The sequence below is a fragment of the Alteromonas sp. H39 genome, assembly GCF_047556435.1.
GTDB lineage: Bacteria > Pseudomonadota > Gammaproteobacteria > Enterobacterales > Alteromonadaceae > Alteromonas.
Map to the genome: position 1 here is coordinate 3,350,581 of NZ_CP180210.1, position 24,483 is coordinate 3,375,063.

Here is a 24,483-nt window from a genome sequence, read left to right on the forward strand (position 1 = left end):
GTACAGCGTCATCTTTACGGTTTTCTATGCGTTTATTGGTCGTAGTTATTCTTTTTGTACTGATTGTTGCCGGTGCCTTTAGCTTACAGTGCAATGCAGTGGCAAAGCCGCCAGTTAGTGTTGAGGCTTCCCCCTATCTCATAGAACGAGTGAAAAATGAGGAGTGGCTGCTTATTGATGTACGCTCCAAAGAAGAATACAACCAGGGACATATTCCCGGTGCGGTTAATATGCCGCATGACCAGATTCAGTCTTACCTCGATGAGCTTGATGGCTGGCAGGATAAGCCTGTCATTGTCTACTGTCGCTCAGGGCGCCGTGCCCAGCTGGCAATGAAGGTGCTTGAAGATCTAAAGTTTACCTCTTTGCGTTCTCTGGAAGGTGACATGCTGGGGTGGAGCGAATCCGGCCTGCCCGTCAGTCAGATGTAACACCGTTAGTCTGCCCGTTACGTTAATCTGCCCGCTATATAACGGGTATCAGGTTATTCCTTTCTCTATTTTCCTCCCGACAACAATGACTCTACCAGGATGCGCGCCAGAGGTTGCCAGGGCCGTCGTCGGAATACTCAGCCTGTTCCGAAATACGCCCCCACCCAACCTGAGCATTTACATGTAATCATCACTGCCGCCTCGAAATGCATTTTTACTCAGGTATTTATATTCATTTGCGCTAATCCAAATTCGACCTGCTCAGCGTATAGGTGCTTATGTGTTGAGAAAAAAATATAAACGTGGATTATGTGGAAATCACGCTGGTTGTGCTGCGTGGTGTGGTAACCCGGCCCCCTTTTTCAGACAAATGCTGAAAGATTGCAGTTACCGCTGACATCAATCTGACAGAAGGAGTGCTCCCGCCCGGTCATTCCCGTTTATATTCTCTTCTTGCCCAACGCTGGTTAAGGCGCCGCCAACACTCATTTTTTGCAGTAACGGTATTGAGTGCTCAATCACATGGATTGGCTGCGGCGCGTTGAATGCAGAAAACCTGAATACGTATCAGAATAAAGTGAGGATATTGTGATGTCGGAAAAGAGTAAGCAGGAACGTGGCGGGGAAGACGAAAAAGTCCGCGTCAACCCGATTCCGTTTTACGGTGCGGTGATCGGGATCACATTTTTTGCCCTGTGGGCAATTCTATTTACCGAAGCAGCCAGTAGCGCAATAGGGGCAGCGTTGTCCTGGATTTCATCTACTTTTGGCTGGTTCTATTTTATTGTTGTGGTTGCCTACCTGGTCTTTGTTATTGTGATCGCGCTTTCCCCGTGGGGGAAAATACGGCTGGGGCAGGATCATACCCGACCGGAGTTTCCACTGCTTACCTGGGCCGCCATGCTGTTTGCAGCGGGTATAGGTATTGATCTTATATTCTTCTGTATTGTTGAGCCAATCACACAGTTTTTAGCGCCGCCTGTTGGTGCCGGAGAAGGTGCTGAGGCAGCGCGTAATGCTATCAAGCTAACGCTTTTCCACTGGGGCGTTTCCGGCTGGGGGGTGTATACGCTTGTGGGTATGACACTGGCTTATTTCAGCTATCGGTTGGGCTTACCGCTGGCCATCCGCTCGGCACTGTACCCGCTAATTGGTAAACGTATCTACGGCCCTATCGGCCACACGGTCGATATCGCCGCCGTGTTGGGTACGGTTTTCGGACTGGCCACCAGCCTTGGTATCGGACTCATTCAGTTAAACTATGGTCTGAATCACGTTTTCGGCATTCCAGAAGGGTTGATGACACAAGTCATTCTGGCATTGGTAGTGATTGTGTTTGCCGCCATTTCAGCGGTGACTGGTGTTGATAAAGGCATCCGTCGGCTCTCCGAATTCAATATGTTATTAGCATTACTGCTGATGCTGTTTGTGCTGTTTGTTGGCGACACCCGATTCCTGTTAAACGCACTGGTAACCAATATTGGCGACTACGTGTCCGGCTTCGTTGCATTATCCTTTGAGACTTATGCGTTTGACCAACCTACCGACTGGCTGAATGCCTGGACACTGTTCTTCTGGGCCTGGTGGATTGCCTGGGGGCCGTTTGTGGGTCTGTTCCTGGCGCGTATTTCACGTGGCCGGACCATTGCAGAGTTTGTCGCCGGTACGCTTATTCTGCCACTAACCTTTATGGTGGTATGGATGTCTATCATGGGCAACAGCGCCATAGACATGGTCATGAATGGCGCTGAAGAGTTCGGCCAGCAGGCCATGAATAATCCCGGCTCTGCAATCTACCTGTTCCTGGAGGAAATTCCCTGGGCAGGCGTAACGACCATTGCTGTGAGTATTCTCGCGTTCATATTCTTCATCACATCAGGTGACTCCGGCTCGCTGGTCTTGTCTAACCTGACGTCGATTCTGAAAGACCCTTACAGTGATGCGCCTTCCTGGATGCGGATAATGTGGGCTACGATCATTGGTTTACTGACCATTGCGCTGATGATGGCCGATGGATTAACGGCGCTGCAAAGTGCGGTGGTGGTCACCGGCTTGCCGTTTGCCATTGTGCTGTGTGTGATGATGGTAGGACTGGTGAAAGCACTGCGTCTTGAAGGGCTTAAACAACGCAGTATTGATGCTAACCTGCCAACCTACCCGCATACTGGCGAGGGTTCGAAAAGCTGGACGGAACGTTTGCAACGTGCCATGAGCTTCCCGAATGAAAAGCAGTGTCAGGATTTCCTCGATAATGTTGCCAAGCCAGCAATGGAAGCCGTGAAGAAGGAACTTGAGGCCCGTGAACTCAAGGTAGACTTGATTGACCGTAATCACGAGAAAGAAGAATACCTGGCATTAAAAGCCGACCTTCAGGGCGCACAGGACTTCTATTACGAACTTCGACCAAGTAAGCACCTGATGCCATCGTTCGCGCGAGGTTCGGTGAAAGGTGTTGAACGCTATTACCGGGTGGAAGTGATGCTGGTAGAAGGCGGCCAGGGTTATGACCTGATGGGATACAACAAAGATCAGGTTATTGCCGATATCCTTGAGCACTTTGAACGCCACATGCACTTTTTGCACGCCCAGCGCTCGCAGCCGGGAGCCAATGTGGAATTGTTTAAACCACAAAACGAGTAATATTCCAGTGAGTTACATCTGGAAATGACGCACTACGTAAAACGCCGCGTCCGGCCTCCGGACGCGGCGTTTCATTATTAACAAGCGCAATGAGGCGTCAGTGATAACACAACAGTTTGCCTGCAAATCGCCCCACAGGCTCTGACCAGGGTTTTGCAAGCACTGATGATGCAGTTGTAGGTAAGAATACGTGAGACCTTTTTCGTTTCTGACACACGTTGTCAACGTCAACGCTTCTTTACGAGGGCGATGATAGTTTGAGACGTTGCCAAGTTTACGCGTTGAGCAAAAGCGCTGAATGTCCGCGCGTTGGTCTGCGACAGATTCGCTAAGCAACACTGACGTACTGAGTCACAAAGCGCCGCGAAAGCATTTTTGGATTGATTGCGGACGACAGACATCAATAACTGATAATATACGTGCCAATTCTGCCGGCTGACATGCCCGCCAGCGTCTGTGTTGCCGCACCGTTACTATTCAGGATCACCATGGCACTTAAAGCAACCATATTTAAAGCCGACATATCGATAACCGATATGGACCGCAACTATTATAACGATCACAATCTGACTATTGCTCGACACCCTTCAGAAAACGACGCACGTATGATGCTTCGCCTTATCGCGTTTATCGTTAATGCCCATGAGCGGCTACAGTTTACTAAAGGCTTATCTGATGATGACGTACCTGATATCTGGCAGAAAAACTTCAGTGATGACATAGAGCTGTGGATTGAATTAGGCCAGCCTTCTGAGCAGCGCATAAAAAAAGGCTGCAATCAAAGTCAGCAAATGTTGATTTACGCTTATGCCGACAACAGCTTCGATGCCTGGTGGAAAAAAGAGAAGTCAAAGCTACAAGTCAGAAAAAATTTATCGGTATTCACGCTGCCGGAGGCACTGGCTACTACGCTGGCCAACGCCGTCCAGCGTTCCATGCAAATCCAGGTAACCATACAAGACGGACAAATGTGGCTGACCATTGAAGGGGCACAAATAACTGAAAGCGTTGAAATTGCCATAGAGAAACACCTGTAATGAAGACATTGTCCGCTGTACAGCAAAAGCAACAGGCAATTGTGTTCAGCGTTGCCAACAGGCTGGAAGAACAGGGCCGGGAAGAACTTGATGGTTTGGTGCAATGCTGGTTCGACGTGCAATACCATCAGTTTCCAGGTTCGCTGTTGCTGCGCTTTCAGTTTAACAATGACGATTCGCTGGCTACCGCAAAACCTGAATTAAAAAAGTGGCAAAGACGCCTGAGCGCCGCATTGCTCAAAAAAGGTGTCGTATTGAAAGATATGCGCAGACATCTGATTTTCACTCTTGAAGGGCCCGAGAACGAAGTGTCAGGGTAAGTGGGAAATAAGAAGGTGGTTTGTTTACTTCACCAGCAACTGAATGCCCACAGTGAAAACAACACTTTGCGCAAAGGCGACAAACGGTTACTCTTTTTTATCAGGGAAGATACGAACAAGTCAGGGTTCGTTCAGGCATATAGCCAGGTGACTAATCAGGAGTATTGAGACGACTTAATGTGTATAGAGGCTGCTTAACGTGTATAGAGACTGCTCATGATCATTGATATTGCTACGCCGGCGATGTTATTCCCCGCGATATCCCTGTTGTTGCTGGCATACACCAACCGTTTCCTGACGCTGGCGACGATTATCCGCAACTTTGCCAAAGAAGAACGGGACGAAAATACTCAGGCTCAGCTGAAGAATCTGCGCACCCGTATACAGCTTATTAAGCGTATGCAGATAGCCGGTGTCTCCAGCTTCTTTCTGTGTGTGGTATCCATGCTGGCCATTTACCTTACCTACCAGAATGTGGGTAACTGGGTTTTTGCCGCCAGCCTGGTCGCATTGTTGTATTCGTTATGGATGTCGGTACGCGAGATCCTCATCTCGGTAGAGGCACTGGACGTGCACTTAGACGGAGTGAAAAGCGATGACAACTGATATCAATCCCGGCGATATCCTTTATCAGGAACTCGCCCCTGAACATTTTGATGGCGTCATTACCCTTGGCAATGAGGTGCAGGGCGACGGCTACCTGAACGAAGACAGTCTGAAAGACATGTACGACAAAAGCTTCCACGGAGGAGTCAATGCCAGTTGGGTAGCGCTCTATCACGGTAAAGTAGTGGGATTCCGGCTTACATATGCACACTCTAAGTGGCAGGAAGATAAATGGTGCACACCGGATGACTGGCCGGTTGATGCCACCAGGGTGTGTTATTTTAAGTGCAATACTGTTGACCCTGCCATGCAGGGAGCCGGTATCGGCAGCACCATGCTAAAGCTGTCTGTTGAGCAGGCTAAAAAGCAGGGGGCGCAAGCCGGGCTTGCTCATATCTGGCTGGCAAGCCCCGGCAACAGTGCCTATCGCTATTTCAGCAAAAATGGCGGTGTGCTTATTAAAAAGCATGCTGACAAATGGCGCTACGAGTCTATCTACGAAGGGTATGAGTGTCCGGTCTGCCCTGCGCACTGCGAGTGCGAAGGCGCGGAAATGTTACTGGAATTTTAGGTGCCGTACGATCCTCTTAAAAGCGCGGGTGTCACCCCCGATTTGCCCCGGCCAGACAGTTACTGGGCATCCATGCACACCCCCGCATCTTATGCCCCACTCGATGCCAACATCCACACCCGCTTCGCCGTAATCGGCGCCGGCTACACCGGCCTGTCGGCGGCACTTGAACTGGCTGAGGCCGGACAGGAAGTCACCGTTATTGATGCGCATGAAATTGGCTTTGGATGTGCCGGTCGCAATGGTGGCTTTGTCCTCAAGGGCACGGGTCGTTACACCCTGAATGCCATCGCCAACAAGTGGGGTGAGCAAATCGCTCTTGGCATGCGCGATGAATTTAACGATGCCGTCAGCTTGCTGACGTCGCGCATTCAACGCTACGGTATTGATTGTGATTTGCAGCCAGGGCCATACCTTAAAATTGCCCACAATCAGAAGAGCGCGATTGCGCTCCAGGCAGCTCAGGAAATTAACCGCAGCAAATTTGCCAGCGATGAGACTTTCGTTAGCGCGAGTGCCCTTCAGGAACATATCAACATTCAGCATGCCTTTGGTGGCGTGATTCAACCCGGACTAGCCTTAAATCCTCTGAAGCTGGTCGATGGTTATGCAAAAGCCTGCCACCGCCTGGGCGTGCGTATCGTCACGAATACGCCAGTTACCAACATAGCCAACACCGGTAGTGGATTTGAATTGCATACAAACTCTTATAAGGTTTGTGCAGAAAGACTCGTCATCGCGTCAAATGCCTACACTCCGAAAATGTTTCATCCTTGCGTCGACAAACGCCAGTTTCCGGTACAGTCCAGCATCATCGTTACCGCACCGTTAAGCAAGGCGCAGCGCAATGCTACAGGGCTGACGCGGCCAATGATGATGATGGACACGCGCATGATGAAGTATTATTACCGCATGCTGCCTGATGGACGCCTTCTGTTTGGCGGTCGAGGCTCGGTAAGCGCTGGTGTTCGGGGAGATGCGTCATCGCGTCGCCGGTTGGAACAGGCAATGGTCGCTAGCTTCCCTGCCCTCAGAGACATAAAAACAGATTATTTCTGGAACGGATGGGTAAGTGTTTCGCTGGATAATTTGCCGCGTATTATGACCGACAGCAATCATAAAACCGGCTATGCCATGGGCTATTGTGGTTCGGGTGTGTCGTTTGCGGCACTGGCAGGAAAGCGTCTGGCGCAGAGAATGCTGGGGGAATCAGTGGATACCCGGTTGCCGCTTTATCAGGATGGTCTGCCAATTTACCCCTTCGCCGGCATGCGCCGCATGGCCCTGCGAGCTCTTTACGCATGGGCGAAATTAGCAGAATAAACGCCGTTCATCTTTATTCCCACAGAAAACAGGCCCTGTGAATATCAAAAAAGGCGCTTTACTACAGCGCCTTTTGTCGTTCTGAACCGCTTCACAACAGTGTTGAATCTGCTTGTGAAATACAGCCTTTACCCTACTTTAACGTAACGCGAGCAAACTTCCGCTTGCCTACCTGATACACATTATTACCTGGTTCAGTAAGCACCAGACGGGTGTCTTCTACCTTCTCACCATCAATTTTCACCGCCCCCTGCTTAATCATACGCATTGCATCAGAGGTAGACGCTACCAGTGACGCTTCTTTCAGCAGATTCCCAATAGCAATACCCTCTTCACCCAACGCAATGTCGAGTTCCGGCATATCGTCCGGGATCGCATTTTTCTGGAAGCGCTGAATAAAGTCCTGATGGGCTTTTTCCGCGTCGTCATCATCGTGGAAGCGCGCGATAATTTCTTTTGCCAGCAGGATCTTAATATCACGCGGGTTTTCGCCACCCTCAACGCGCGCTTTCAATGCGGCAATTTCGTCTAATGGCAGAAAGCTTACCAAATCATAATAACGCCACATTAGCTCATCAGAAATCGACATAACTTTACCGAACATCTCGTTAGGCGTATCGGTAATCCCAATGTAGTTATTCAGCGATTTCGACATCTTCTGAACACCATCAAGGCCTTCCAGCAACGGCACCATGACAATAGCCTGCTGAGATTGTCCCTGCTCTTTTTGGAGTTCACGCCCCATCAGCAGGTTGAAGCGCTGGTCGGTACCGCCAAGCTCTACATCAGACTCCAGTGCGACCGAATCCCACCCTTGCACCAGGGGATACAAGAACTCGTGGATGGCGATGGGCTGGCCCGTGGTGTAGCGCTTTTTGAAATCATCTCGTTCCAGCATGCGGGCCACGGTCTGACTGGCTGCCAGCTTGATCATGCCATCCGCACCCAGCTTGTCCATCCACTCAGAATTAAAGCGGATTTGGGTCTTTTCAGGATCCAGAATTTTGAACACCTGCTCCTGATACGTTTTAGCGTTTTCTAATACCTGATCTTTGCTTAAAGGCTTGCGTGTGACGTTTTTCCCTGTAGGATCGCCAATAAGGCCGGTGAAATCACCAATCAGAAAAACAACATTGTGGCCTAACTGCTGGAATGTCCGCAGTTTATTTATAAGTACAGTGTGACCGAGGTGAAGATCGGGCGCTGTGGGGTCAAAACCGGCTTTTACGGTTAGTGGTTTACCTGATTTGAGTTTTTCAATTAGCTCGTCTTCAGGCAGGATTTCATCCGTACCCCGTTTAATTTCAGCTAAAGCAGTTTGCCAGTCACTCATGTTTTATTCTGCACTCATTCGTGTTCGCGTTAAATTCCAGGTCGGGCATTTTACGCATCAGAATGAACCAATGAAAGACCTGACTGTCAAAAAGCGGATTTCCAGTTGGAAAGCGCATTTCTAATAAGAATGGATAAAATGTTGCTTTTTTGAGCAATCCATGTAGAAAGACGCGGTTGAACGCGATATTCTCAGGTTAGGTAGTTATATGAGAATGATTTTGAAGAATTCTGCGGTTGTAAAAAACCTCAAACATTTACCCAAGCCCCATCGTACCGGTTTAGCGATCGCGTCTGCGTTTCTGGGCGCATTGATTTTATTGCCATCAGATCCGGTTGAGGCCAGCCGTCATCAGGAAGCATTCACCTTAGACGCGGGTGTGCGTTATCCCGTTGAGTTGTCGATCAATGACTCTCCGGACATTGTGCTTACAGAAGATGACAGCAATTGGGATCGCTACGAGGTTCGCAGCGGTGACACGCTGGCAAAAATATTCAAACGCGCTGGCTTAAGTGCCCGTGACGTTTACAACGTGACTCAGGCAGGCGAGCTTGCGAAAACGCTGGTTACCCTATTGCCTGGTGACGAACTTTTTCTGAGATCATCTGACCAGGGCGGCTTTGGTGAACTCAAGTATCGCCTCTCAGCCACAGAAACCCTGTTAATCCAGCCAGACAAAAGCGGTGACAAACTGGTAGCAGATCTTGAGAAAAAAGATGTCGATATCCGTTATAACTTCGCTCAGGGCGAAATTGACTCCAGTTTCTGGAATGCAGGTGTCGATGCCGGTTTAAGCAATAATCAAATCATGCACTTGGCCGGAATCTTTGGCTGGGATATTGATTTTGCCATGGAAATTCGCCGCGGCGATACCTTCAACGTGGTGTATGAAGAACATTATATCGACGGTGAGTTCGTCGGTTACGGCGATATTGTTGCCGCGGAGTTTTTCAATCGCGGTGAGCGCTTTGCTGCCATTCAGCATACTGACGGCAACTATTATACGCCGGAAGGCCGCAGCATGCGGAAAAGCTTTTTAAAAGCGCCGGTGAACTTCAAATACGTCAGTTCAAATTTCACCAAGGCACGCTTTCACCCGGTACAAAAACGCTGGAAAGCACACCGGGGCACCGACTACGTCGCGGCTGTAGGTACGCCGGTAATGGCTACTGGCGACGGTAAGGTCGTTAAGTCCAGCTATGATAAGTACAACGGCCACCATGTGTTCGTCCAGCACGGCGAGAAGTACACCACTAAGTACCTTCACTTTACCAAGCGTGCAGTAAAAGTCGGAGAAACGGTAAAACAAGGGCAGACCATCGGCTATCTGGGTAGCACCGGGCTGGCCTCAGGCCCACATGTTCATTACGAATTTCTGGTTGATGGTGTTCACCGTAACCCACGTACCGTCGAATTACCGAAAGCGCGTCCTATTGCATCGGAAGAGCGGGAAGAGTTTATGCAAATTGCAGAAAGCCGTCTCGCACAACTCGATACTACAAAGCGCATTATGCTAGCGATGAAGTAAGCCCGTGGCCTACTTCATCGGGCTGATGTCAGGAACAAGCATGGACGGCGTTGACGCCGTCCTTTGTGACATTACCGAGAGTAACGTTAACACCCTCGATTGTGTGTCTTACCCTTACCCTACGCCACTGCTAACCATTCTGCATACGCTATGCTCACCCGGCAGCGAAGAAATCAATTTAATGGGAAGTGCGGATCGCGCCGTTGCCGATACTTTTGCCCGCGCCGTAAACCTGCTGCTTGAGAAAAACAATCTCAGCCCTAAGGATATTGTGGCACTTGGCTCTCATGGCCAAACAGTCAGGCACCATCCTGGCGGTGTAGCCTTGCACCGCGGTGCGTCAACCTTCGGCTTTACCCTGCAAATCGGCGACCCGAATACCCTTGCCACCCTGACCGGCATTGATGTTATCTCTGACTTCAGGCGTAAAGATATTGCGCTTGGTGGGGAAGGCGCGCCGCTGGTACCAGCGTTTCATCAGGCTGTATTTGCCCGCGAGCAGGCATCACGAACCATAGTGAACATCGGTGGCATTGCCAACATCAGCGTACTGGCACCTAAGCATAGCTTACAGGGTGTTACCGGGTTTGATACCGGGCCCGGCAATACATTGATGGACGCCTGGTGTAGACAACACACTGGCCGCCCTTATGATGAAAAAGGCCAGTGGGCCGCAGGCGGAACAGCTGACACCCGCTTACTCAGGAGAATGCTGGACGACCCGTATTTTCACCGCAACGGCCCAAAATCTACCGGCAGAGAATACTTCAACCTTACCTGGCTTCAGGATGTTATAACGCCTCTGGTTATCGCGCCCCAGGACGTTCAGGCCACGCTGCTTGCACTGACAGCGTCAAGTATCAGTGATGCTATCCGTAGTCAGCCATCTCCCAAAGATATCATTGTCTGTGGTGGCGGGGCATTTAATCACGCGTTGATGGACGCATTATCCCGGGCATTACCTGATTGCCAGATATCCTCAAGTGAAACCGTAGGTATCCATCCGCAGTGGGTAGAAGGCGCGGCTTTTGCCTGGCTGGCGTATGCATTTACAAAGAAAATTCCTGGCAATGTTCCTGCCGTCACCGGGGCAAGTCGCCCTGCCGTATTAGGCACACTCACCCCAGCCCTATAACAATCTCACAGCCCCAATGGTTTGCTGCTCGCGATATCCGTAGCAATCCAATGTGCGGGTTTTTATGTATTCATTGTCGGTGCCTGTATTGCAGTACTGCGCAATCATTTGTGGCAAAGCGTTTTCCACCGGCGTATTTAAGCCGGAAAACTCACTTTTTTGATGAAATGAAAGCGCACATTATTACAGTAATCCACTCCCGTTATTACCAGAGAATCTGTGGATACCAGGCAAAACAATATTGTTGCTGAGCAAACTCGGCAGAATTAACAAGGATAAGGTGTATGTCGAACTCTCCTTTATTTCAGCCTGTAAAATGGGCTGACTTCACACTAAAAAACAGAATGGTGCTTGCCCCTATGACTCGGGGTCGTGCAGGTCCTGACCGTGTCCCCAATAAAATAATGGGCGACTACTACGTTCAGCGCGCTGGCGGCGGACTGATAATCACTGAAGCAACATCGATATCAGAGGAAGCACTTGGCTGGGTGGATTCACCCGGGATTTGGACAGAAGAAATGGTTGAAGGCTGGAAATCGGTAACTGACCGCGTTCATGTTGCTGACAGCCGGATCGTGCTGCAACTCTGGCATTGCGGCCGTGCATCGCACAGCGACTTTCATAATGGTGATTTACCGCTGTCTGCTTCAGCGGTAAAACTGGAAGGTGATCAAATTCACACGCCCAAAGGCAAAAAAGAATACGAAGTGCCTCAACCGATGACGCATGAAGATATTCGTCGCACTGTTGAAGACTTTAAACAGGCAGCCATTAACGCCAAAGCGGCTGGCTTTGACGGTATAGAAGTGCACGCTGCAAATGGGTATCTAATCAACCAGTTTCTGGATGCCCGCAGCAATCAGCGAGACGATGAGTATGGTGGCAGTATCGAAAATCGCTTCCGTTTCTTAGCGGAAGTGATGAACGCGGTGCTTGAAATCTTTCCCGCAGCGCAGGTTGGTGTAAGATTATCGCCAAATGGTGTGTTTAATGACATGGGACATGATGGATATCGCGAGACATTCACTTATGTCGCACAACAGTTAAATAAGTTGAAAATTGGCTACCTGCATGTGATGGATGGCCTGGCATTTGGCTTTCACGAACGCGGCGAGCCGATGTCGCTGGGTGAGTTTCGTGCGCTGTTCGATGGCCTGTTAATCGGTAACTGCGGATACGACAAAGAAACCGCTGAAAAGCGTATTGCTGACGGAGATGGGGACATGATCGCCTTCGGTCGTCCCTGGATCACTAACCCGGATTTACCTTACCGCTATGAACATGACGTTGAGCTGCATGCGTACGATGATCCGTCACAATGGTACGGTGGTGGTGCTGAAGGCTATTCTGATTATGACGCGTTTCGTGAGGAAAGCGGAAAAGAAGAGCTCGAAAAACTAAGCGAGTAACGCCGGCTCATCGCTCAAACCTTGTGAAGACAACGCCCCTGTGGTGGGCGTTGTCAAAACCGCTTTAACGAGGCGGTGTTACGCTGAAACCCGTGTACTGTTTCGGGCACACAACAAGGACTTTTTGCACAACGTTCAGTGTACGCTGGACAGCTTGAGCCCGATAATACCGCTGATAATTAGCAGCACACTCACCAGTTTTATCAAGCCGATGGATTCATTAAATACCACGATACCCACAATCACGGCGCCAATCATTCCCACGCCCACCCACACAGAGTAGGCAACGCCCAGTGGCAATTCTTTCATTGCCAGACTCAGGAAATAGAAACTTGCCCCCATCGCGGCGAGAGTGATCACTGAGGGCAGCGGTTTACTGAACCCATCGGTAAATTTAAGGCCAACAGCCCAGACAACTTCGAGTATGCCTGCAAGAAATAGTATCAACCAGCTCATGACAGCTCCGTATTGGGGTCGTCCCCGCCAGTGAAAGAACAGCACAGAGGTCGTCCTCTTTGCGTTGGCTGGATAATAGCAAGCCGGTATACCGGGTCAAGTTTTGGTGCCTGACACTGTAACGCTATACCTTGATGGTGGCACTGTGCCCCTTTGCGAAGCGTGAAAAATTCGCACCGTCTCTTGCCGTTCTAAGCGTTCTTTTGCGCTGCAGCGGCAAATGTCGGTACGCGCTGGGAAATAAACAGACGATATCGCACTCTTTACTCAAGTGACTGTTGAATGCCCGCCAGTTTTTCAAAACAGGCCATCCAGCCCTGTTGATGCTGGTCGCGCTCCTGCTCATTTACGAACCCTGAGTGCACCAGAGTAAGTTGCGTGGTGCTATCATCCTGCGATTCAAACTCGATATCCACCGTGGTAATGATTGATTCTTCCTCATTGTCTTCCCACGCCCAGGACATCACCAGCTTTTCATTTGCCAGAATTCTTGTGTACTCACCGGTAAGTGTATATTGCTGTCCGGTCGGCTCCATCATCTGAATACGGTACCGGCCGCCCTCGGTAAAGTTCGACATGATTTGCGATACCTGCACACTTCCCGGCGCAAACCACTGAATTAATAGCTCAGGCTTATGAAAGGCATCGAAGATGTGCGTTGGAGACGCGTGAAAAGTGACGTTGAGGGTGAAATGATACATGCCGATACCCGGTAGAAAATGCGAAATGTCAGTCTACAGGGTATCGTCGTCTTGTGCTATTCCTGAAGCAGCTCAGCGGTCTTCGGCACGCTGGAATAATACTGCTCACACACTTCCATGCTAATCCGCTGATAGAGGCTATCCACATCTTCCGGCGACATAAACTTGGCCGAAAAACCCGGAGCATGTGGGTCAATAAAGTGACGAGCAGCCAGCATAAAGTGCGCGATTAGTTGTTTCACGTTGTCTGTGCCCATGGCTATGCGCATGGTTGTCAGTTCAATACCGGCTTTTTTCTGCTCCTCAGGGCTCAGTTCAGAGTGCGATGTGAGTGCCGGACACAAAATTATGGTATTGGTTTGTCCGATGCTGACCTGGTGACTGAACGCCGGTTCCAGTGCATCAAAGAAACGTACAAATACTTCGCGCTCCAGCTCTGCTGGTGCCATATCTACGGTAAACAGCGCGCATGGCCAGCCGTGTGTATGTTGCTTTTCACACAGCCCGGCATTGTCATGGGTTACCACAGCGTGACTGTTCACGCGTAATTGAGGGTGAGCATTCAGAAATGCCGTAAACACTTTTGTATTGATAACTTTGCTCTTGATGCGCTGTTCCAGCGTTTTCATCCCGTTTAATACATCAAACGCTTTTTCCGAATCGAGGAACGCGCCTTTGATGTAATACACATCCCAGAACAGGGTCTTTGACCAGTCATAACCGTTCATGCAGGCGCCTTTGGGCTGGAACATCCGGTAGTTTTCCCCGATCACGACACCGGCGGTGGTCGCGCCGCTACCACAAATGTCCTTGGTGTAACTATGAACAATATAATCCGGTCTTGCCGCCTTGTTTTTGTGCTGCAACGGCTGATGCAGTACCGGCGTTGCCAGCGTTGAGTCCAGCATTACCAGTGAATTGTTGGCGTGAGCGACTTCTGATATCCCCGGAACATCCAGTACATAGCCATGTGGATTGCATGGAGACTCCAGATACACATGCAGGCTCGCCCCATTGTTCAGTTTGTCCTCGTAAGTATGCCGGGTTTCTTCATAGAACGCCTCAAACGCCTCTTTGGTATAACCATCAAACCAGGCCAACTGGATATTCATCCGGTTTTCACGGGCAAAATAATCGTGGAGTAGCTGATACACGCCGCCATAGACATTGCGCGAGACAATCAGTATGTCACCATGCGACAGTACGTTAGAGAGCAAGCCGTCAATTGCAGCCATTCCCGAGTTAAAATTCCAGGCCAGGTAATCTGCCGAATACGGACCCGCCTCCATATCGACAATGGCATTGGCCAGTGAAATATTGGTTGGGTTAAGCAACCGTGAATAAATCTGGTGCGTAAATTCTTTACCCTGGAAGGCATCATCAACCCATTCGGTACAGGCATACACGTAGGTTGCCGTGCGCACAATTACCGGCGTGGCAGAAAACAGTGCGGTAACGTTATCAAACAGTGGGTAATGCCCCTGCGAGCCGTTACCGCCAGATAAACTCTGATATGTTGCCCGGAAAGGGTTTTGCAACGTATCTAAAATTTTCGCTATCTGGAACGACAGGAATTTCTTGGCATTGAAATACGCCAGACGGTCTTCTTTATTTAATGATTTCAGTGAGTTGCTGGTAATATCCCACAACCTCATCACATCAGATTGCGCCTGATATAAATTTGTCGCGGTGCTGCTCAGTGCTTTACCATACTCAGAATCACTGCTGATACCGAAATGTTCCAGCTGCTCGCTTACCAGTTCTTCCACTGAGCTTGCAGCCGTTGTGTTACGACGCGGCGACAGACATTTCGCGTGATCCAGATTGCTTGTCATGTAGGTGTTCTCTCGTAGTTATTTTTACGAGAATGTAATTTGTTGATAACAATTTATAAACACACTGCGTGTTAACAGCTGATGATGGCGAGGAAAGATATCTTTACTAACGGAGCAGGCATGCCAGATAGAAACGCCGAATTAACGATCCTCAGTCGGGACGCAGACTTGCTGGAAAAAGAAATTATTGCGATGAACATTAACGGGTTACGCATCGTTCAGTGTGCTACACAAGATAACGATATTGATACCAGCAAGGTTCACATTCTGCTGGCAGATCCGGATCTCGCTGTAAAGGTGGTAGAACAGTGCCGTCATCTGCAATGGTGCCAGTCGACCTGGGCAGGTAACAAACCACTACTGCAACTGGCAAAGCGGGATTACACCTTAACTGGCGTAAGGGGGATCTTCGGCGAAAAAATGCGTGAATATGTGTTTGCCTATCTGCTTCACTTCAGCCGGGATGTTGATACTTTCCGGGCACTGGAACACGCGCCGCAAGAACATCGCTGGATGCAGCCTGCACCGGGTACGCTAAACGGTTCCACACTTGGCATCCTGGGAGCAGGCTCTATTGCTTCAGCGCTGCTGCCCGTGGCGAATGCGTTTGGCATGCGCGTCGTTGGCCTTAACAGTAAAGGGGAAACCCAACCGGGCTATGATGCAATGTTTGCATCCGCCGACAAACAAGCGTTCGCTGCACAGTGCCAGGCCGTTGTGAACCTGTTGCCCGATACCAGCGCGACGGCTAATTTTATTGATGAGCACGTTTTCAGTGCGCTGCCTGAGGGTGCGGTGTTCATTAATGCAGGACGTGGCAGCGCGGTAGACGACGCCGCGTTACTCGACGCATTGGACAACGGCACCTTGCGTGCAGCCGTGCTTGACGTTTTCAGGCAGGAGCCCTTACCGGCATCCCATCCATTCTGGTCACATCCTAAAATTTGGGTAAGCCAGCATACCGCGGCCATCTCCGCCGCCGATGATGTCGCGCGTGTATTCGCAGAGAACTTACAACGGTTTCTCAATGCCGAGCCACTTCACTATCAACTGGATTTTGAACGCGGCTATTAGGACAGCGGCGAGCACAGCTTTGGGCACAGAGCGAGAACTGCAGCTTGCCGTAATCAGCGCTACTGGCGAGGATCGGTCGCGGTTAACTCAATCCGATCCTTATGCGCTTCGCGAAAGGCCCGTAACCGTGGATAGTCTGACAGATCATGTAACTCTCTGAACTCAACCCAGTCAACCAGGGTGTACAGACAAATTTCAGGATAAGTCCATTTGCTGAACAGCCCCGCATTCAGTTGCGCTTCCAGTGACGTGAATACAGCCTCAATACGCTCTTTTTGCAGCCGGAAGTGAAGCGCATCGCCGCTGGTATCTATGTCAGAACGCGCTAGCAATAACAGCTGCACAAATGAATCGTTGGCCGCATCAATCAGTGTCAGCATGTTCTCCTCGTCCCAGGTGAGCGGAGCGAAGCCAAATTTTTCAGACAGATAGCTGTAGATGACTCTGGAATCGAGGATCACGCGCCCATCGTCTTCCAGACAGGGTACTTTGAGGGCAGGATTACGGGAAGCCAGCAGTTCACGGTCTTCGCCGGAGAAAATCTGTAAATCGACAAACTCGTGTTCGGTTTGAGCTAACACCACACGGATACGACGAACATACGGTGATGTAGTAGAGCCATATAGTTTCATGTTGCGTTCCCTTTATCACGCCGGGTAATGGAAGTTAGCGCTATGTGCATCCCTGATATGGAAATCATTGCGGTTGAGGATCACATGTCCCATGCAGTTCATCGCGATAGGCGATGTTACACGTTTTACCATAGACGAGAAAAAAGCAGATTGGCAAGCGCGAAGCCATGAACTGGCTTCGCAGTCAGATAATCAGACGCTGAACGATGCGCCGCAACCACAGGTGGTGGTGGCATTGGGGTTCTCAACTAAAAAGCGGGAGCCGTCGAGGCCTTCCTTATAATCGACCACACCGCCAACCAGATATTGCAGGCTCATAGGGTCGACCACCAGCGTGACATCGTCTTTCTCGATAGTCATATCGCCTTCATTCACTTTTTCATCGAACGTAAAGCCATACTGAAACCCGGAACATCCGCCACCCGTAACGTAAACGCGAAGCTTAAGTTCAGGATTTTCTTCCTCGGTAACAAGGGCTTTTACTTTTCGTGCTGCCGCATCTGAAAACTCGATTGGCAACGCGGTTTCTACAGTCATATCTACCTCAGAATGTGGTAAGTGCCAGTGCACTTAAAGCTGGGGGTGATTATCTAATACTTGAGTAGTTCTATCAACTATTCTCAGGAAATAGTCCCGGCTTCGTATACTGTGGGTATGTCTCCACGAAATTCAACCTGATGGTACACGAATGAAGCCGCCCGTCTCTATGTCAACGCCGCAGCCACAATAAACAGACTACCGACTACCATCCGGGCAGCCCGTCCCGCCATACCGGCTGTAAGCCCGCTCTGCGTATTGCCGCAGCAACGTCCGTCGTCGCCCGGGTATCGTCAATAGCAAACTGCTCAAGCTCGGCGTTATCCTGCGCGTACCCACCCGGCTGGGTACTGGACTCCGCGCTCACCGACGTCACGCCCAGTGTAAACAAACCGTCGCGCATGGCCGCCTGCTCACGGGTAGACAGGCTCATCTCCACATCATGAAAACGTAACCGGTAGGCGCAAATCAGCTGCACCAGTTCTTTATCAGAAATTGGCGAAACCGGCTCGACGCCACCGGTGCAGGGACGCAGACGGGGAAATGATAAAGAATACCGGCTTCGCCAGTATCGTGTACGCAAATACTCAAGATGTAAGGCGGTAAACGCACTATCCACCCGCCAGTCTGCAAGCCCTATTAAACTGCCCAGGCCGATTTTATCAATACCTGCCTTTCCCAGCCTGTCCGGCGCTTCAAGCCGCCAGCGCATATCCGCTTTCTTACCCCGCAAATGGTGGGTTGCGTAAGCGCGTGAGTGATAGGTTTCCTGATAGACCATCACGCCATCCAGTCCGGCCTCCCTAAGCTGTGCGTATTCAGACTCTGCGAGAGGCTGCACCTCAAACATCACGTAGCTGAAATACTGTCTGATGATTGACAGCGCAGTGAGGAAGTACGTCATTCCCACTTTGGTTTCGTGCTCGCCTGTGACCACCAGCACGGTGTCGTAGCCTTTGGCTTTTATTGCCTCGCACTCGCGCCGGATCTCTTTCTCGCTGAGGGTTTTGCGCTTGATGCGGTTGCTCATCGAAAAACCACAATAGGAACACTCGTTCGCGCACAGATTGGAAAGATAAAGCGGTATGAACATGCCTAGTGTGTTTCCGAAGCGTTGCCGGGTGAGTTGATGCGACTTTACGGCCATCGCTTCCAGATAAGGTTGCGCAGCAGGCGACAGCAAGGCGAGAAAATCGTCGTGCTCCACTTTCTTTGCAGCTAGCGCATGCTCTACATCGGTCGCACCCTTGCTGTAAAGCGCCAGCTGAATATCGTCCCAGCTTGTCTGCTCCCACTTCTGGTAAAAGCTCATAATGTATCCAGAAACGATGTCATCGGACTGGATGCGCTGGCCTGCCCTACTGACACTGCGCCAAGTCCAGCGTTAAAGGCCCGTCTCCCGCAAATTACTGCCTCGCGAAACGCTCTGGCCATTTTTGCAGGGTGTCGCGCCGTGGCAATAGCAGTATTCACCAGCACCGCATCTGCGCCCATTTCCATTGCCTCAGCCGCATGACTGGGAGCACCAATACCCGCATCGACGATCACGGGGACGCTGGCTTGTTCAATGATAATGCGCAGAAAATCACGACTTTTCAGCCCCATGTTTGACCCTATCGGCGCCCCAAGCGGCATTACCGCTGCGCAGCCAACCTCTGTGAGACGCTGACATAACACCGGGTCAGCGCCGCAGTATGGGAGCACCGTAAAGCCCTCTTTTACCAGTTGCTCAGCGGCTTTCAGAGTTTCAATCGGATCAGGAAGCAGATAGTTAGGATCAGGATGAATTTCAAGTTTAAGCCAGCTGGTTCTCAGCGCCTCTTTCGCGAGACGGGCGGCAAAAATGGCTTCTTCCGCTGTTTTTGCTCCTGAGGTATTGGGTAGCACCTTTAACCCCAGATTCACTACCGGAGTGAGAATGTCATCTTGCGCGCTGTCAGGCGCTACCCGTTTAAGCGCCAGGGTAACCAGCTCACTTCCCGACGCGGCCAGTGCGCTCTCCATGATGTCGGCACTGGCGAACTTGCCGCTGCCGGTAAGCAGACGCGAACGAAAAGAATGTCCCGCTATTGTCAGCATCATTATCCTCCTGCTACGACCGTGACGACAACCACGCTGTCATCATTATGAAACTGATAGTCCGCCCAGTTTTCGCGGTGAATAATGTGTTGGTTCACCGCGACGGCAATGGCGTGCCTGTTGATGTTTTGCTGACGAACAAGCGCGGCAACCGTTGTGCCGTCATCAACCTGCATAATCTGATTGTTCACCGAGATTTTCATACTCCCTCCTGACAATGTGAGCAGTAAGCCGAAGCCGGAAGATAAAATTGTGACCAGTTCATGCTGGCACCGTCGAACGTATGTAACATGCCCCAGTCTGTAAACTCACCGGCTACAACCCGGATAGCCTGAAATGCCTGGGCGGCACCAATGATGCCCACCAGCGGCCCCATGACTCCGGCGCGTTCACACGCCGGGCTTTCCTCTGTGCCCGGCGGATATAAGCAGGCGTAACAACCGTGCGGCTGGCTGGGGCTGAGACTGAGTAGCTGGCCTTGCCAGCCCTCGGCAGCACCACTGATAAGCGGAATTCCAGCCTGATAACAGGCCTTATTGATAATCCATCTGCTGGCCAGATTGTCAGTACAATCCAGTACCACATCGCTTCCCGCAATCAGCGAGTAAGCATTGTGTTCATCAACCCGTATTGCCTTCGCTTCAATGCTGATGTCATCGTTTAATTGCCTTAGCGATTGCACGGCGTTTTGTGCCTTTAGTGTTCCCACCTGACCGGTGGTGTAAAGTACCTGACGCTGAAGATTACTTAGCTGTACAGTGTCATCATCTACCAGTACCAGTGTGCCGGCGCCGGCTGCAGCAAGATATTGACTGGCTGCGCATCCCAGCCCACCCAATCCAATTACCGTTACCCGGGCTCTCTTTAACGTAAGCTGCCCGTGTTCACCAAAAGCCTCCAGACACATCGATGCGCCATAGCGCAAGTACTCCTGATCAGTCAGCACCCGAGGTTTCCTTATTTCCCTCTAGGCGTCCCTTCGCGCCCAGTCTTTGATTAAGCGCGGTTACCGCCGCGCGAGCGTCATTAGAGTGAGTGATGGCGGTGACTACAGCAATGCCATCCGGATTAGTCTGCACCACATCATCAACATTACTGAGCCCTATTCCGCCAATTGCCACCGTCGGTATGCCGGTGGGCTTAAGTAACTTCACGTAGCGCGCCAGCCGCGTCAGGCCCTGAGGCTGCGATGGCATCGATTTGGTCTGTGTGGGAAAAATGTGTCCAAGTGCGATGTAAGAGGGGCAATATTTCAGGGCGATCAGTATTTCAGAATAGCTATGCGTAGAAATACCCAGCCGCAGACCGGCTTTTTCTATAGCCATAAGATCCGCTTCGGCCAAATCTTCCTGCCCCAGGTGCACACCAAACGCACCGTGTTTGATTGCCAGGGCCCAGTGGTCATTGATAAACACCTGCGCATTAAAGCGCTTTCCCAGTGCGACTGCCTCACAAATCGCCATTTCAACGTTCAGTGATGGCGGTGATTTTATGCGTAGCTGGAGAGTGTTAACCCCCATCTTCAGAAGCCGTTGCAGCCAGTCTACGGAATCGACTACCGGGTAAAGTCCGGGCGGGTCAGGTAGCGGCGCAAAACGGGGAGTGACGTCAGGCAACCCGTCAAGCCGGATGTCAGGGAAGGCAGACAGTACATCAGGCCACCCAGTGTGCGCAACCGGTCCGGGTCCCTGCCCCAGCGCGGATGCCTGTTGAAGCCCCCGATTCACATACGCACTGGCTAACACCAGACAGTCTGTAAGCGGATAGTCATGGGCGGCAAACGCGGCTATGGCTGAGGACAATGTGCAGCCCGTGCCGTGATCATGTGACGTTTTTACCTCCCGCTGTTCAAGCGTAAAGGTTGCGCTATCGCAGAACAGATAATCACGTCGCCCGGTACTGTCGTTAGTGACGACGCCGGTGACAAGCACGGCTTTCACACCCAACTCACGCAGGGTGTCGGCAGCCTGAGGTAACACCACGTCAGCGTGATCGCGGTGACCAGACAGTACAGCAAGTTCAGCCATATTCGGGGTGATCAGATCAACCTCAGGCAACAGTTCAGCAATATCCGCGCGTGTAAGCGTTGAAAGCACATCGTTCTGTGTGGAAACCAGAACCGGATCCCATATCACCAGCGGCCTTCTGATATCGTCAGGCCAGTTTTTCAGGAACCGCGCAATCATTTTCAGTTGATCTGGGTTACTGATGATGCCCAGCTTGATGGCTACCGGAGGTAAATCCTCCAGTAAACAGGAAAGCTGACTGAGCACCTGCGCTGCCGGCAACGGAAACAGCGCCGTGGTGGTTACAGAATTTTGCGCGGTCACGGTCGTGATCACCGTACATCCATGCACACCCAGCGCGTGCATAGTGTGCAGGTCTGCCTGAATGCCAGCTCCGCCGCCGCTATCAGAGCCGGCAATGCTCCAGACGATGGGACGTGTCATGCGCGCTGTTCCGTTGCAGTGGCATCGAGCACTTCAACGTCAATGCGATGACCGGAATACTGACGCACCTCGTGTGAAATCTTCATCGAACAAAATTTAGGCCCACACATTGAACAAAACTGTGCAGTTTTATTGGATTCCTGAGGCAGCGTTTCGTCGTGATAGGCCTTAGCCGTCACCGGATCCAGTGCCAGATTAAACTGATCCTCCCAACGAAACTCGAAGCGCGCTTTGGACATGGCATCATCACGAGCCTGTGCGCCCGGGTGTCCTTTCGCGAGATCCGCAGCATGCGCGGCAATTTTGTAGGCGATAAGCCCCTGCTTCACGTCATCTTTGTTGGGAAGGCCGAGATGCTCTTTGGGCGTAACATAGCAAAGCATGGCACACCCAAAAGCGCCAATCATTGCCGCACCAATTCCCGAGGTAATATGATCATAACCGGGAGCGATATCCGTAGTTAGCGGTCCCAAGGTGTAAAACGGGGCTTCATGGCAGTGCTTAAGCTGCTCATCCATATTCTCTTTGATTTTATGCATCGGCACATGACCAGGGCCTTCGATCATCACCTGCACATCGTATTCCCACGCAATTTGCGTCAGTTCGCCCAGCACTCTAAGCTCAGCAAACTGCGCCTCGTCGTTGGCATCTGCAATAGAGCCTGGACGCAAACCATCGCCAAGTGACAGAGAAATATCATATCTGGCGCAAAGCTCACATATCTCACGGAAGTGCCGATACAAAAAGCTCTCTGACTTATGTGCCATACACCACTTTGCCATGATGGACCCGCCACGTGAGACAATGCCGGTAACCCGGTTTGCGGTAAGCGAGATGAAGTCGTGGAGTACCCCTGCGTGAATGGTAAAGTAGTCGACACCCTGCTCTGCCTGCTCTTGGAGTACCTGTCGGAAGGTTGGCCAATTCAGATCTTCGGCAATACCGCCCACACGCTCCAGTGCCTGATAGATAGGTACGGTTCCTACTGGCACTGGGCTGTTACGTAATATCCATTCGCGGGTCTGATGAATATTCCGGCCGGTAGATAAATCCATGATCGTATCGGCGCCCCAGCGCGTTGCCCACACCAGCTTTTCCACCTCTTCCTCAATGGATGACGTCACCGAGGAATTGCCGATATTGGCATTCACTTTCACCAGGAAATTGCGACCGATGATCATGGGTTCGGATTCCGGGTGATTGTGATTCACCGGAATGATAGCGCGGCCTTTGGCGACCTCGTCGCGCACGAATTCAGGCGTAACCGGATTGGGCAAATCCTCGCGGCCGAGGTTTTCGCGCAACGCCACAAATTCCATTTCAGGGGTAATGATACCGCGTCTGGCGCTGGCTAACTGCGTGAGTCCCAGTTCGGGTTGTTGCTTTCGCGCGGCAATCCAGTTTGCTCTCCGCTTAGGTAGCCCCTGACGCACGTCCACTTTTGAGCCAGGCTCGCCGTAAACACTTGACGTGTCATAAACGTCCACCGGCGGGTTTGGTGGCAATGTGCGTCCGGGTGTTGGCTGGTGCAGGGTTTCGCTCAAATGGATGCGCCGAAAAGGCACACTGATATCGTCTTCTGAGCCTCGAATAAATTCCCGGGTAGACTGCGGAAAATAATCGCCTGACAGGGTATTTAAAAAAGATTCCGCCTGCTGGCGATTCTGACGTTGTGTGGTTGACATAGCATACTCTCATGTAAAAGTTCGAGTTGCTTGTCAGGAGTGTTGAACAGAGTAGCCACCGGTTCTGATATACAGATCCCGGCGACAACTCTCTTGTTCCCTTCGCAGGTATTAGCCTGATCAGGTTCAACGGATCCCGCAACTGCGGTCTCAGCCTGCTTCGAAAAAAGCGAGGCACTCCGACAAGATTCTTTTTTCAGTCAAACAAAAATATTCCTGTTGCGCAAGAGGATTTTTGAGAGCGGTTAGAAACAACAAGTAATGCGCGAACAGGACTATAGACACTCATCGAGCCCTGAACTGAAGCATGTCGTAAGCAGGCAGGTTTTGCAGAAAGTGGCTACAGTCGTTGATATGCGGTAGAGCACATCGTTGATGCAGTTCTTTTCCTGCGCTAAAACACCTCGTTGATGTGTGGGGGAAGGACCGCTAAAAACATACATTTTATTGTTTTAAACTAACGTATAAAATTGCGTAATTCTTCGCGTTAGTAAAAATAATAACTCACCATAAAAAGCGCTAATAAAAATAAAAAGACAAAATATGATAGACACCACGAAAAATAGTAAGTACTATGATCTGGCTTTAGATAATTAAAGCTTTTTCTACTACTGCACTGTTTTTTCTTCACACTCCTTTTCCCAAAAAGTCGTTTAAAGATACTCACCTGCTTTATTAGGCAAGTCATATCTAACGCTTGA

Annotated in this window: 23 protein-coding genes and 1 riboswitch; of the genes, 11 read left to right on the plus strand and 12 right to left on the minus strand. The window is 50.8% G+C overall.

Annotated elements, in window-relative coordinates:
* Nucleotides 1-26 precede the first annotated feature (26 nt).
* The 7 genes from ACLBLI_RS14660 (at nt 27) to ACLBLI_RS14690 (ending at nt 6,928) form a co-directional block, all read left to right on the plus strand.
* Nucleotides 27-431: a rhodanese-like domain-containing protein gene (locus ACLBLI_RS14660; protein WP_414828336.1), complete on the plus strand. Its 405-nt coding sequence runs from the start codon at nt 27-29 to the stop codon at nt 429-431.
* 591 nt (nt 432-1,022) lie between these two features.
* Nucleotides 1,023-3,071: a choline BCCT transporter BetT gene (betT, locus tag ACLBLI_RS14665; protein ID WP_414828337.1), complete on the plus strand. Its 2,049-nt coding sequence runs from the start codon at nt 1,023-1,025 to the stop codon at nt 3,069-3,071.
* Nucleotides 3,072-3,559: 488 nt separating this feature from the next.
* The gene (locus ACLBLI_RS14670; protein ID WP_414828338.1) at nt 3,560-4,108 is read left to right on the plus strand and encodes a YaeQ family protein; all 549 of its coding nucleotides are present in this window, start codon (nt 3,560-3,562) and stop codon (nt 4,106-4,108) included.
* Nucleotides 4,108-4,428 carry a hypothetical protein gene (locus ACLBLI_RS14675; protein WP_414828339.1) on the plus strand — a complete coding sequence of 107 codons (321 nt, stop codon included), beginning with the start codon at nt 4,108-4,110 and terminating at the stop codon, nt 4,426-4,428. The genes ACLBLI_RS14670 and ACLBLI_RS14675 overlap by 1 nt, the downstream gene beginning before the upstream one ends.
* Nucleotides 4,429-4,644: 216 nt before the next feature.
* The gene (locus tag ACLBLI_RS14680; RefSeq protein ID WP_414828340.1) at nt 4,645-5,034 is read left to right on the plus strand and encodes a DUF2721 domain-containing protein; all 390 of its coding nucleotides are present in this window, start codon (nt 4,645-4,647) and stop codon (nt 5,032-5,034) included.
* Nucleotides 5,024-5,605 carry a GNAT family N-acetyltransferase gene (locus tag ACLBLI_RS14685; protein WP_414828341.1) on the plus strand — a complete coding sequence of 194 codons (582 nt, stop codon included), beginning with the start codon at nt 5,024-5,026 and terminating at the stop codon, nt 5,603-5,605. The genes ACLBLI_RS14680 and ACLBLI_RS14685 overlap by 11 nt, the downstream gene beginning before the upstream one ends.
* The gene (locus tag ACLBLI_RS14690; protein WP_414828342.1) at nt 5,606-6,928 is read left to right on the plus strand and encodes an NAD(P)/FAD-dependent oxidoreductase; all 1,323 of its coding nucleotides are present in this window, start codon (nt 5,606-5,608) and stop codon (nt 6,926-6,928) included.
* Nucleotides 6,929-7,061: 133 nt separating this feature from the next.
* Here the strand turns inward: ACLBLI_RS14690 and tyrS are convergent, their stop codons facing one another.
* Entirely contained in the window at nt 7,062-8,261 is a 1,200-nt protein-coding gene (gene tyrS, locus ACLBLI_RS14695) for a tyrosine--tRNA ligase (protein WP_414828343.1), read from the minus strand.
* Between the two features lie 208 nt (nt 8,262-8,469).
* Between tyrS and ACLBLI_RS14700 the strand changes: the two genes are divergently transcribed.
* From ACLBLI_RS14700 to ACLBLI_RS14710, 3 genes are all read left to right on the plus strand, one after another.
* Entirely contained in the window at nt 8,470-9,789 is a 1,320-nt protein-coding gene (locus ACLBLI_RS14700; RefSeq protein WP_414828344.1) for an OapA family protein, read from the plus strand.
* A 40-nt stretch (nt 9,790-9,829) separates the two neighbouring features.
* Nucleotides 9,830-10,924, plus strand: a complete 1,095-nt coding sequence (locus tag ACLBLI_RS14705; protein WP_414828345.1) for an anhydro-N-acetylmuramic acid kinase — start codon at nt 9,830-9,832, stop codon at nt 10,922-10,924.
* A gap of 284 nt (nt 10,925-11,208) precedes the next feature.
* Nucleotides 11,209-12,333: an alkene reductase gene (locus ACLBLI_RS14710; RefSeq protein ID WP_414828346.1), complete on the plus strand. Its 1,125-nt coding sequence runs from the start codon at nt 11,209-11,211 to the stop codon at nt 12,331-12,333.
* A gap of 135 nt (nt 12,334-12,468) precedes the next feature.
* On the opposite strand, the gene sugE is transcribed toward ACLBLI_RS14710, so the two are convergent.
* The 3 genes from sugE to ACLBLI_RS14725 form a co-directional block, all read right to left on the minus strand.
* The gene (gene sugE, locus ACLBLI_RS14715; RefSeq protein ID WP_414828347.1) at nt 12,469-12,789 is read right to left on the minus strand and encodes a quaternary ammonium compound efflux SMR transporter SugE; all 321 of its coding nucleotides are present in this window, start codon (nt 12,787-12,789) and stop codon (nt 12,469-12,471) included.
* A 263-nt stretch (nt 12,790-13,052) separates the two neighbouring features.
* On the minus strand, nt 13,053-13,490 hold the full coding sequence (locus tag ACLBLI_RS14720) for an SRPBCC family protein (protein ID WP_414828348.1): 438 nt from the start codon (nt 13,488-13,490) through the stop codon (nt 13,053-13,055).
* A 56-nt stretch (nt 13,491-13,546) separates the two neighbouring features.
* Nucleotides 13,547-15,325: a trans-sulfuration enzyme family protein gene (locus ACLBLI_RS14725; RefSeq protein ID WP_414828349.1), complete on the minus strand. Its 1,779-nt coding sequence runs from the start codon at nt 15,323-15,325 to the stop codon at nt 13,547-13,549.
* Nucleotides 15,326-15,445: 120 nt separating this feature from the next.
* On the opposite strand from ACLBLI_RS14725, the gene ACLBLI_RS14730 reads away from it, so the two are divergent.
* Nucleotides 15,446-16,399, plus strand: coding sequence for a D-2-hydroxyacid dehydrogenase (locus ACLBLI_RS14730; RefSeq protein ID WP_414828350.1), 954 nt, complete (start codon nt 15,446-15,448; stop codon nt 16,397-16,399).
* A 59-nt stretch (nt 16,400-16,458) separates the two neighbouring features.
* Here the strand turns inward: ACLBLI_RS14730 and ACLBLI_RS14735 are convergent, their stop codons facing one another.
* From ACLBLI_RS14735 to thiC, 8 genes are all read right to left on the minus strand, one after another.
* Complete coding sequence (locus ACLBLI_RS14735; protein WP_414828351.1) at nt 16,459-17,031, minus strand: glutathione S-transferase family protein; 573 nt, start codon at nt 17,029-17,031, stop codon at nt 16,459-16,461.
* A gap of 192 nt (nt 17,032-17,223) precedes the next feature.
* Nucleotides 17,224-17,568 carry an iron-sulfur cluster insertion protein ErpA gene (gene erpA, locus ACLBLI_RS14740; protein ID WP_414828352.1) on the minus strand — a complete coding sequence of 115 codons (345 nt, stop codon included), beginning with the start codon at nt 17,566-17,568 and terminating at the stop codon, nt 17,224-17,226.
* 205 nt (nt 17,569-17,773) lie between these two features.
* Nucleotides 17,774-18,880 (minus strand): 2-iminoacetate synthase ThiH, encoded by a 1,107-nt coding sequence (gene thiH / locus ACLBLI_RS14745; RefSeq protein ID WP_414828353.1) that lies wholly within the window; start codon nt 18,878-18,880, stop codon nt 17,774-17,776.
* On the minus strand, nt 18,877-19,647 hold the full coding sequence (locus ACLBLI_RS14750) for a thiazole synthase (protein WP_414830970.1): 771 nt from the start codon (nt 19,645-19,647) through the stop codon (nt 18,877-18,879). Before ACLBLI_RS14750 ends, thiH begins: the two co-directional genes overlap by 4 nt.
* A 2-nt stretch (nt 19,648-19,649) precedes the next feature.
* A complete protein-coding gene (gene thiS / locus ACLBLI_RS14755) occupies nt 19,650-19,850 on the minus strand; it encodes a sulfur carrier protein ThiS (protein WP_414828354.1) in 201 nt (66 codons plus the stop codon).
* Nucleotides 19,847-20,593: a HesA/MoeB/ThiF family protein gene (locus ACLBLI_RS14760; protein WP_414828355.1), complete on the minus strand. Its 747-nt coding sequence runs from the start codon at nt 20,591-20,593 to the stop codon at nt 19,847-19,849. The genes thiS and ACLBLI_RS14760 overlap by 4 nt, the downstream gene beginning before the upstream one ends.
* On the minus strand, nt 20,583-22,097 hold the full coding sequence (gene thiE / locus ACLBLI_RS14765) for a thiamine phosphate synthase (RefSeq protein WP_414828356.1): 1,515 nt from the start codon (nt 22,095-22,097) through the stop codon (nt 20,583-20,585). Before thiE ends, ACLBLI_RS14760 begins: the two co-directional genes overlap by 11 nt.
* Nucleotides 22,094-23,782, minus strand: coding sequence for a phosphomethylpyrimidine synthase ThiC (gene thiC, locus ACLBLI_RS14770; RefSeq protein ID WP_414828357.1), 1,689 nt, complete (start codon nt 23,780-23,782; stop codon nt 22,094-22,096). Before thiC ends, thiE begins: the two co-directional genes overlap by 4 nt.
* An 80-nt stretch (nt 23,783-23,862) precedes the next feature.
* Nucleotides 23,863-23,974: riboswitch (TPP riboswitch) on the minus strand.
* Between the last annotated feature and the right edge of the window lie 509 nt (nt 23,975-24,483).

Bases quoted from the DNA above. Each gene is read 5' to 3' on its own strand.
- ACLBLI_RS14660 (WP_414828336.1), top strand. From the start codon at position 27: ATGCGTTTATTGGTCGTAGTTATTCTTTTTGTACTGATTGTTGCCGGT.
- betT (WP_414828337.1), top strand. From the start codon at position 1,023: ATGTCGGAAAAGAGTAAGCAGGAACGTGGCGGGGAAGACGAAAAAGTC.
- ACLBLI_RS14670 (WP_414828338.1), top strand. From the start codon at position 3,560: ATGGCACTTAAAGCAACCATATTTAAAGCCGACATATCGATAACCGAT.
- ACLBLI_RS14675 (WP_414828339.1), top strand. From the start codon at position 4,108: ATGAAGACATTGTCCGCTGTACAGCAAAAGCAACAGGCAATTGTGTTC.
- ACLBLI_RS14680 (WP_414828340.1), top strand. From the start codon at position 4,645: ATGATCATTGATATTGCTACGCCGGCGATGTTATTCCCCGCGATATCC.
- ACLBLI_RS14685 (WP_414828341.1), top strand. From the start codon at position 5,024: ATGACAACTGATATCAATCCCGGCGATATCCTTTATCAGGAACTCGCC.
- tyrS (WP_414828343.1), bottom strand. From the start codon at position 8,261: ATGAGTGACTGGCAAACTGCTTTAGCTGAAATTAAACGGGGTACGGAT.
- ACLBLI_RS14700 (WP_414828344.1), top strand. From the start codon at position 8,470: ATGAGAATGATTTTGAAGAATTCTGCGGTTGTAAAAAACCTCAAACAT.
- ACLBLI_RS14705 (WP_414828345.1), top strand. From the start codon at position 9,830: ATGGACGGCGTTGACGCCGTCCTTTGTGACATTACCGAGAGTAACGTT.
- ACLBLI_RS14710 (WP_414828346.1), top strand. From the start codon at position 11,209: ATGTCGAACTCTCCTTTATTTCAGCCTGTAAAATGGGCTGACTTCACA.
- sugE (WP_414828347.1), bottom strand. From the start codon at position 12,789: ATGAGCTGGTTGATACTATTTCTTGCAGGCATACTCGAAGTTGTCTGG.
- ACLBLI_RS14720 (WP_414828348.1), bottom strand. From the start codon at position 13,490: ATGTATCATTTCACCCTCAACGTCACTTTTCACGCGTCTCCAACGCAC.
- ACLBLI_RS14725 (WP_414828349.1), bottom strand. From the start codon at position 15,325: ATGACAAGCAATCTGGATCACGCGAAATGTCTGTCGCCGCGTCGTAAC.
- ACLBLI_RS14730 (WP_414828350.1), top strand. From the start codon at position 15,446: ATGCCAGATAGAAACGCCGAATTAACGATCCTCAGTCGGGACGCAGAC.
- ACLBLI_RS14735 (WP_414828351.1), bottom strand. From the start codon at position 17,031: ATGAAACTATATGGCTCTACTACATCACCGTATGTTCGTCGTATCCGT.
- erpA (WP_414828352.1), bottom strand. From the start codon at position 17,568: ATGACTGTAGAAACCGCGTTGCCAATCGAGTTTTCAGATGCGGCAGCA.
- thiH (WP_414828353.1), bottom strand. From the start codon at position 18,880: ATGAGCTTTTACCAGAAGTGGGAGCAGACAAGCTGGGACGATATTCAG.
- ACLBLI_RS14750 (WP_414830970.1), bottom strand. From the start codon at position 19,647: ATGCTGACAATAGCGGGACATTCTTTTCGTTCGCGTCTGCTTACCGGC.
- thiS (WP_414828354.1), bottom strand. From the start codon at position 19,850: ATGAAAATCTCGGTGAACAATCAGATTATGCAGGTTGATGACGGCACA.
- thiE (WP_414828356.1), bottom strand. From the start codon at position 22,097: ATGACACGTCCCATCGTCTGGAGCATTGCCGGCTCTGATAGCGGCGGC.
- thiC (WP_414828357.1), bottom strand. From the start codon at position 23,782: ATGTCAACCACACAACGTCAGAATCGCCAGCAGGCGGAATCTTTTTTA.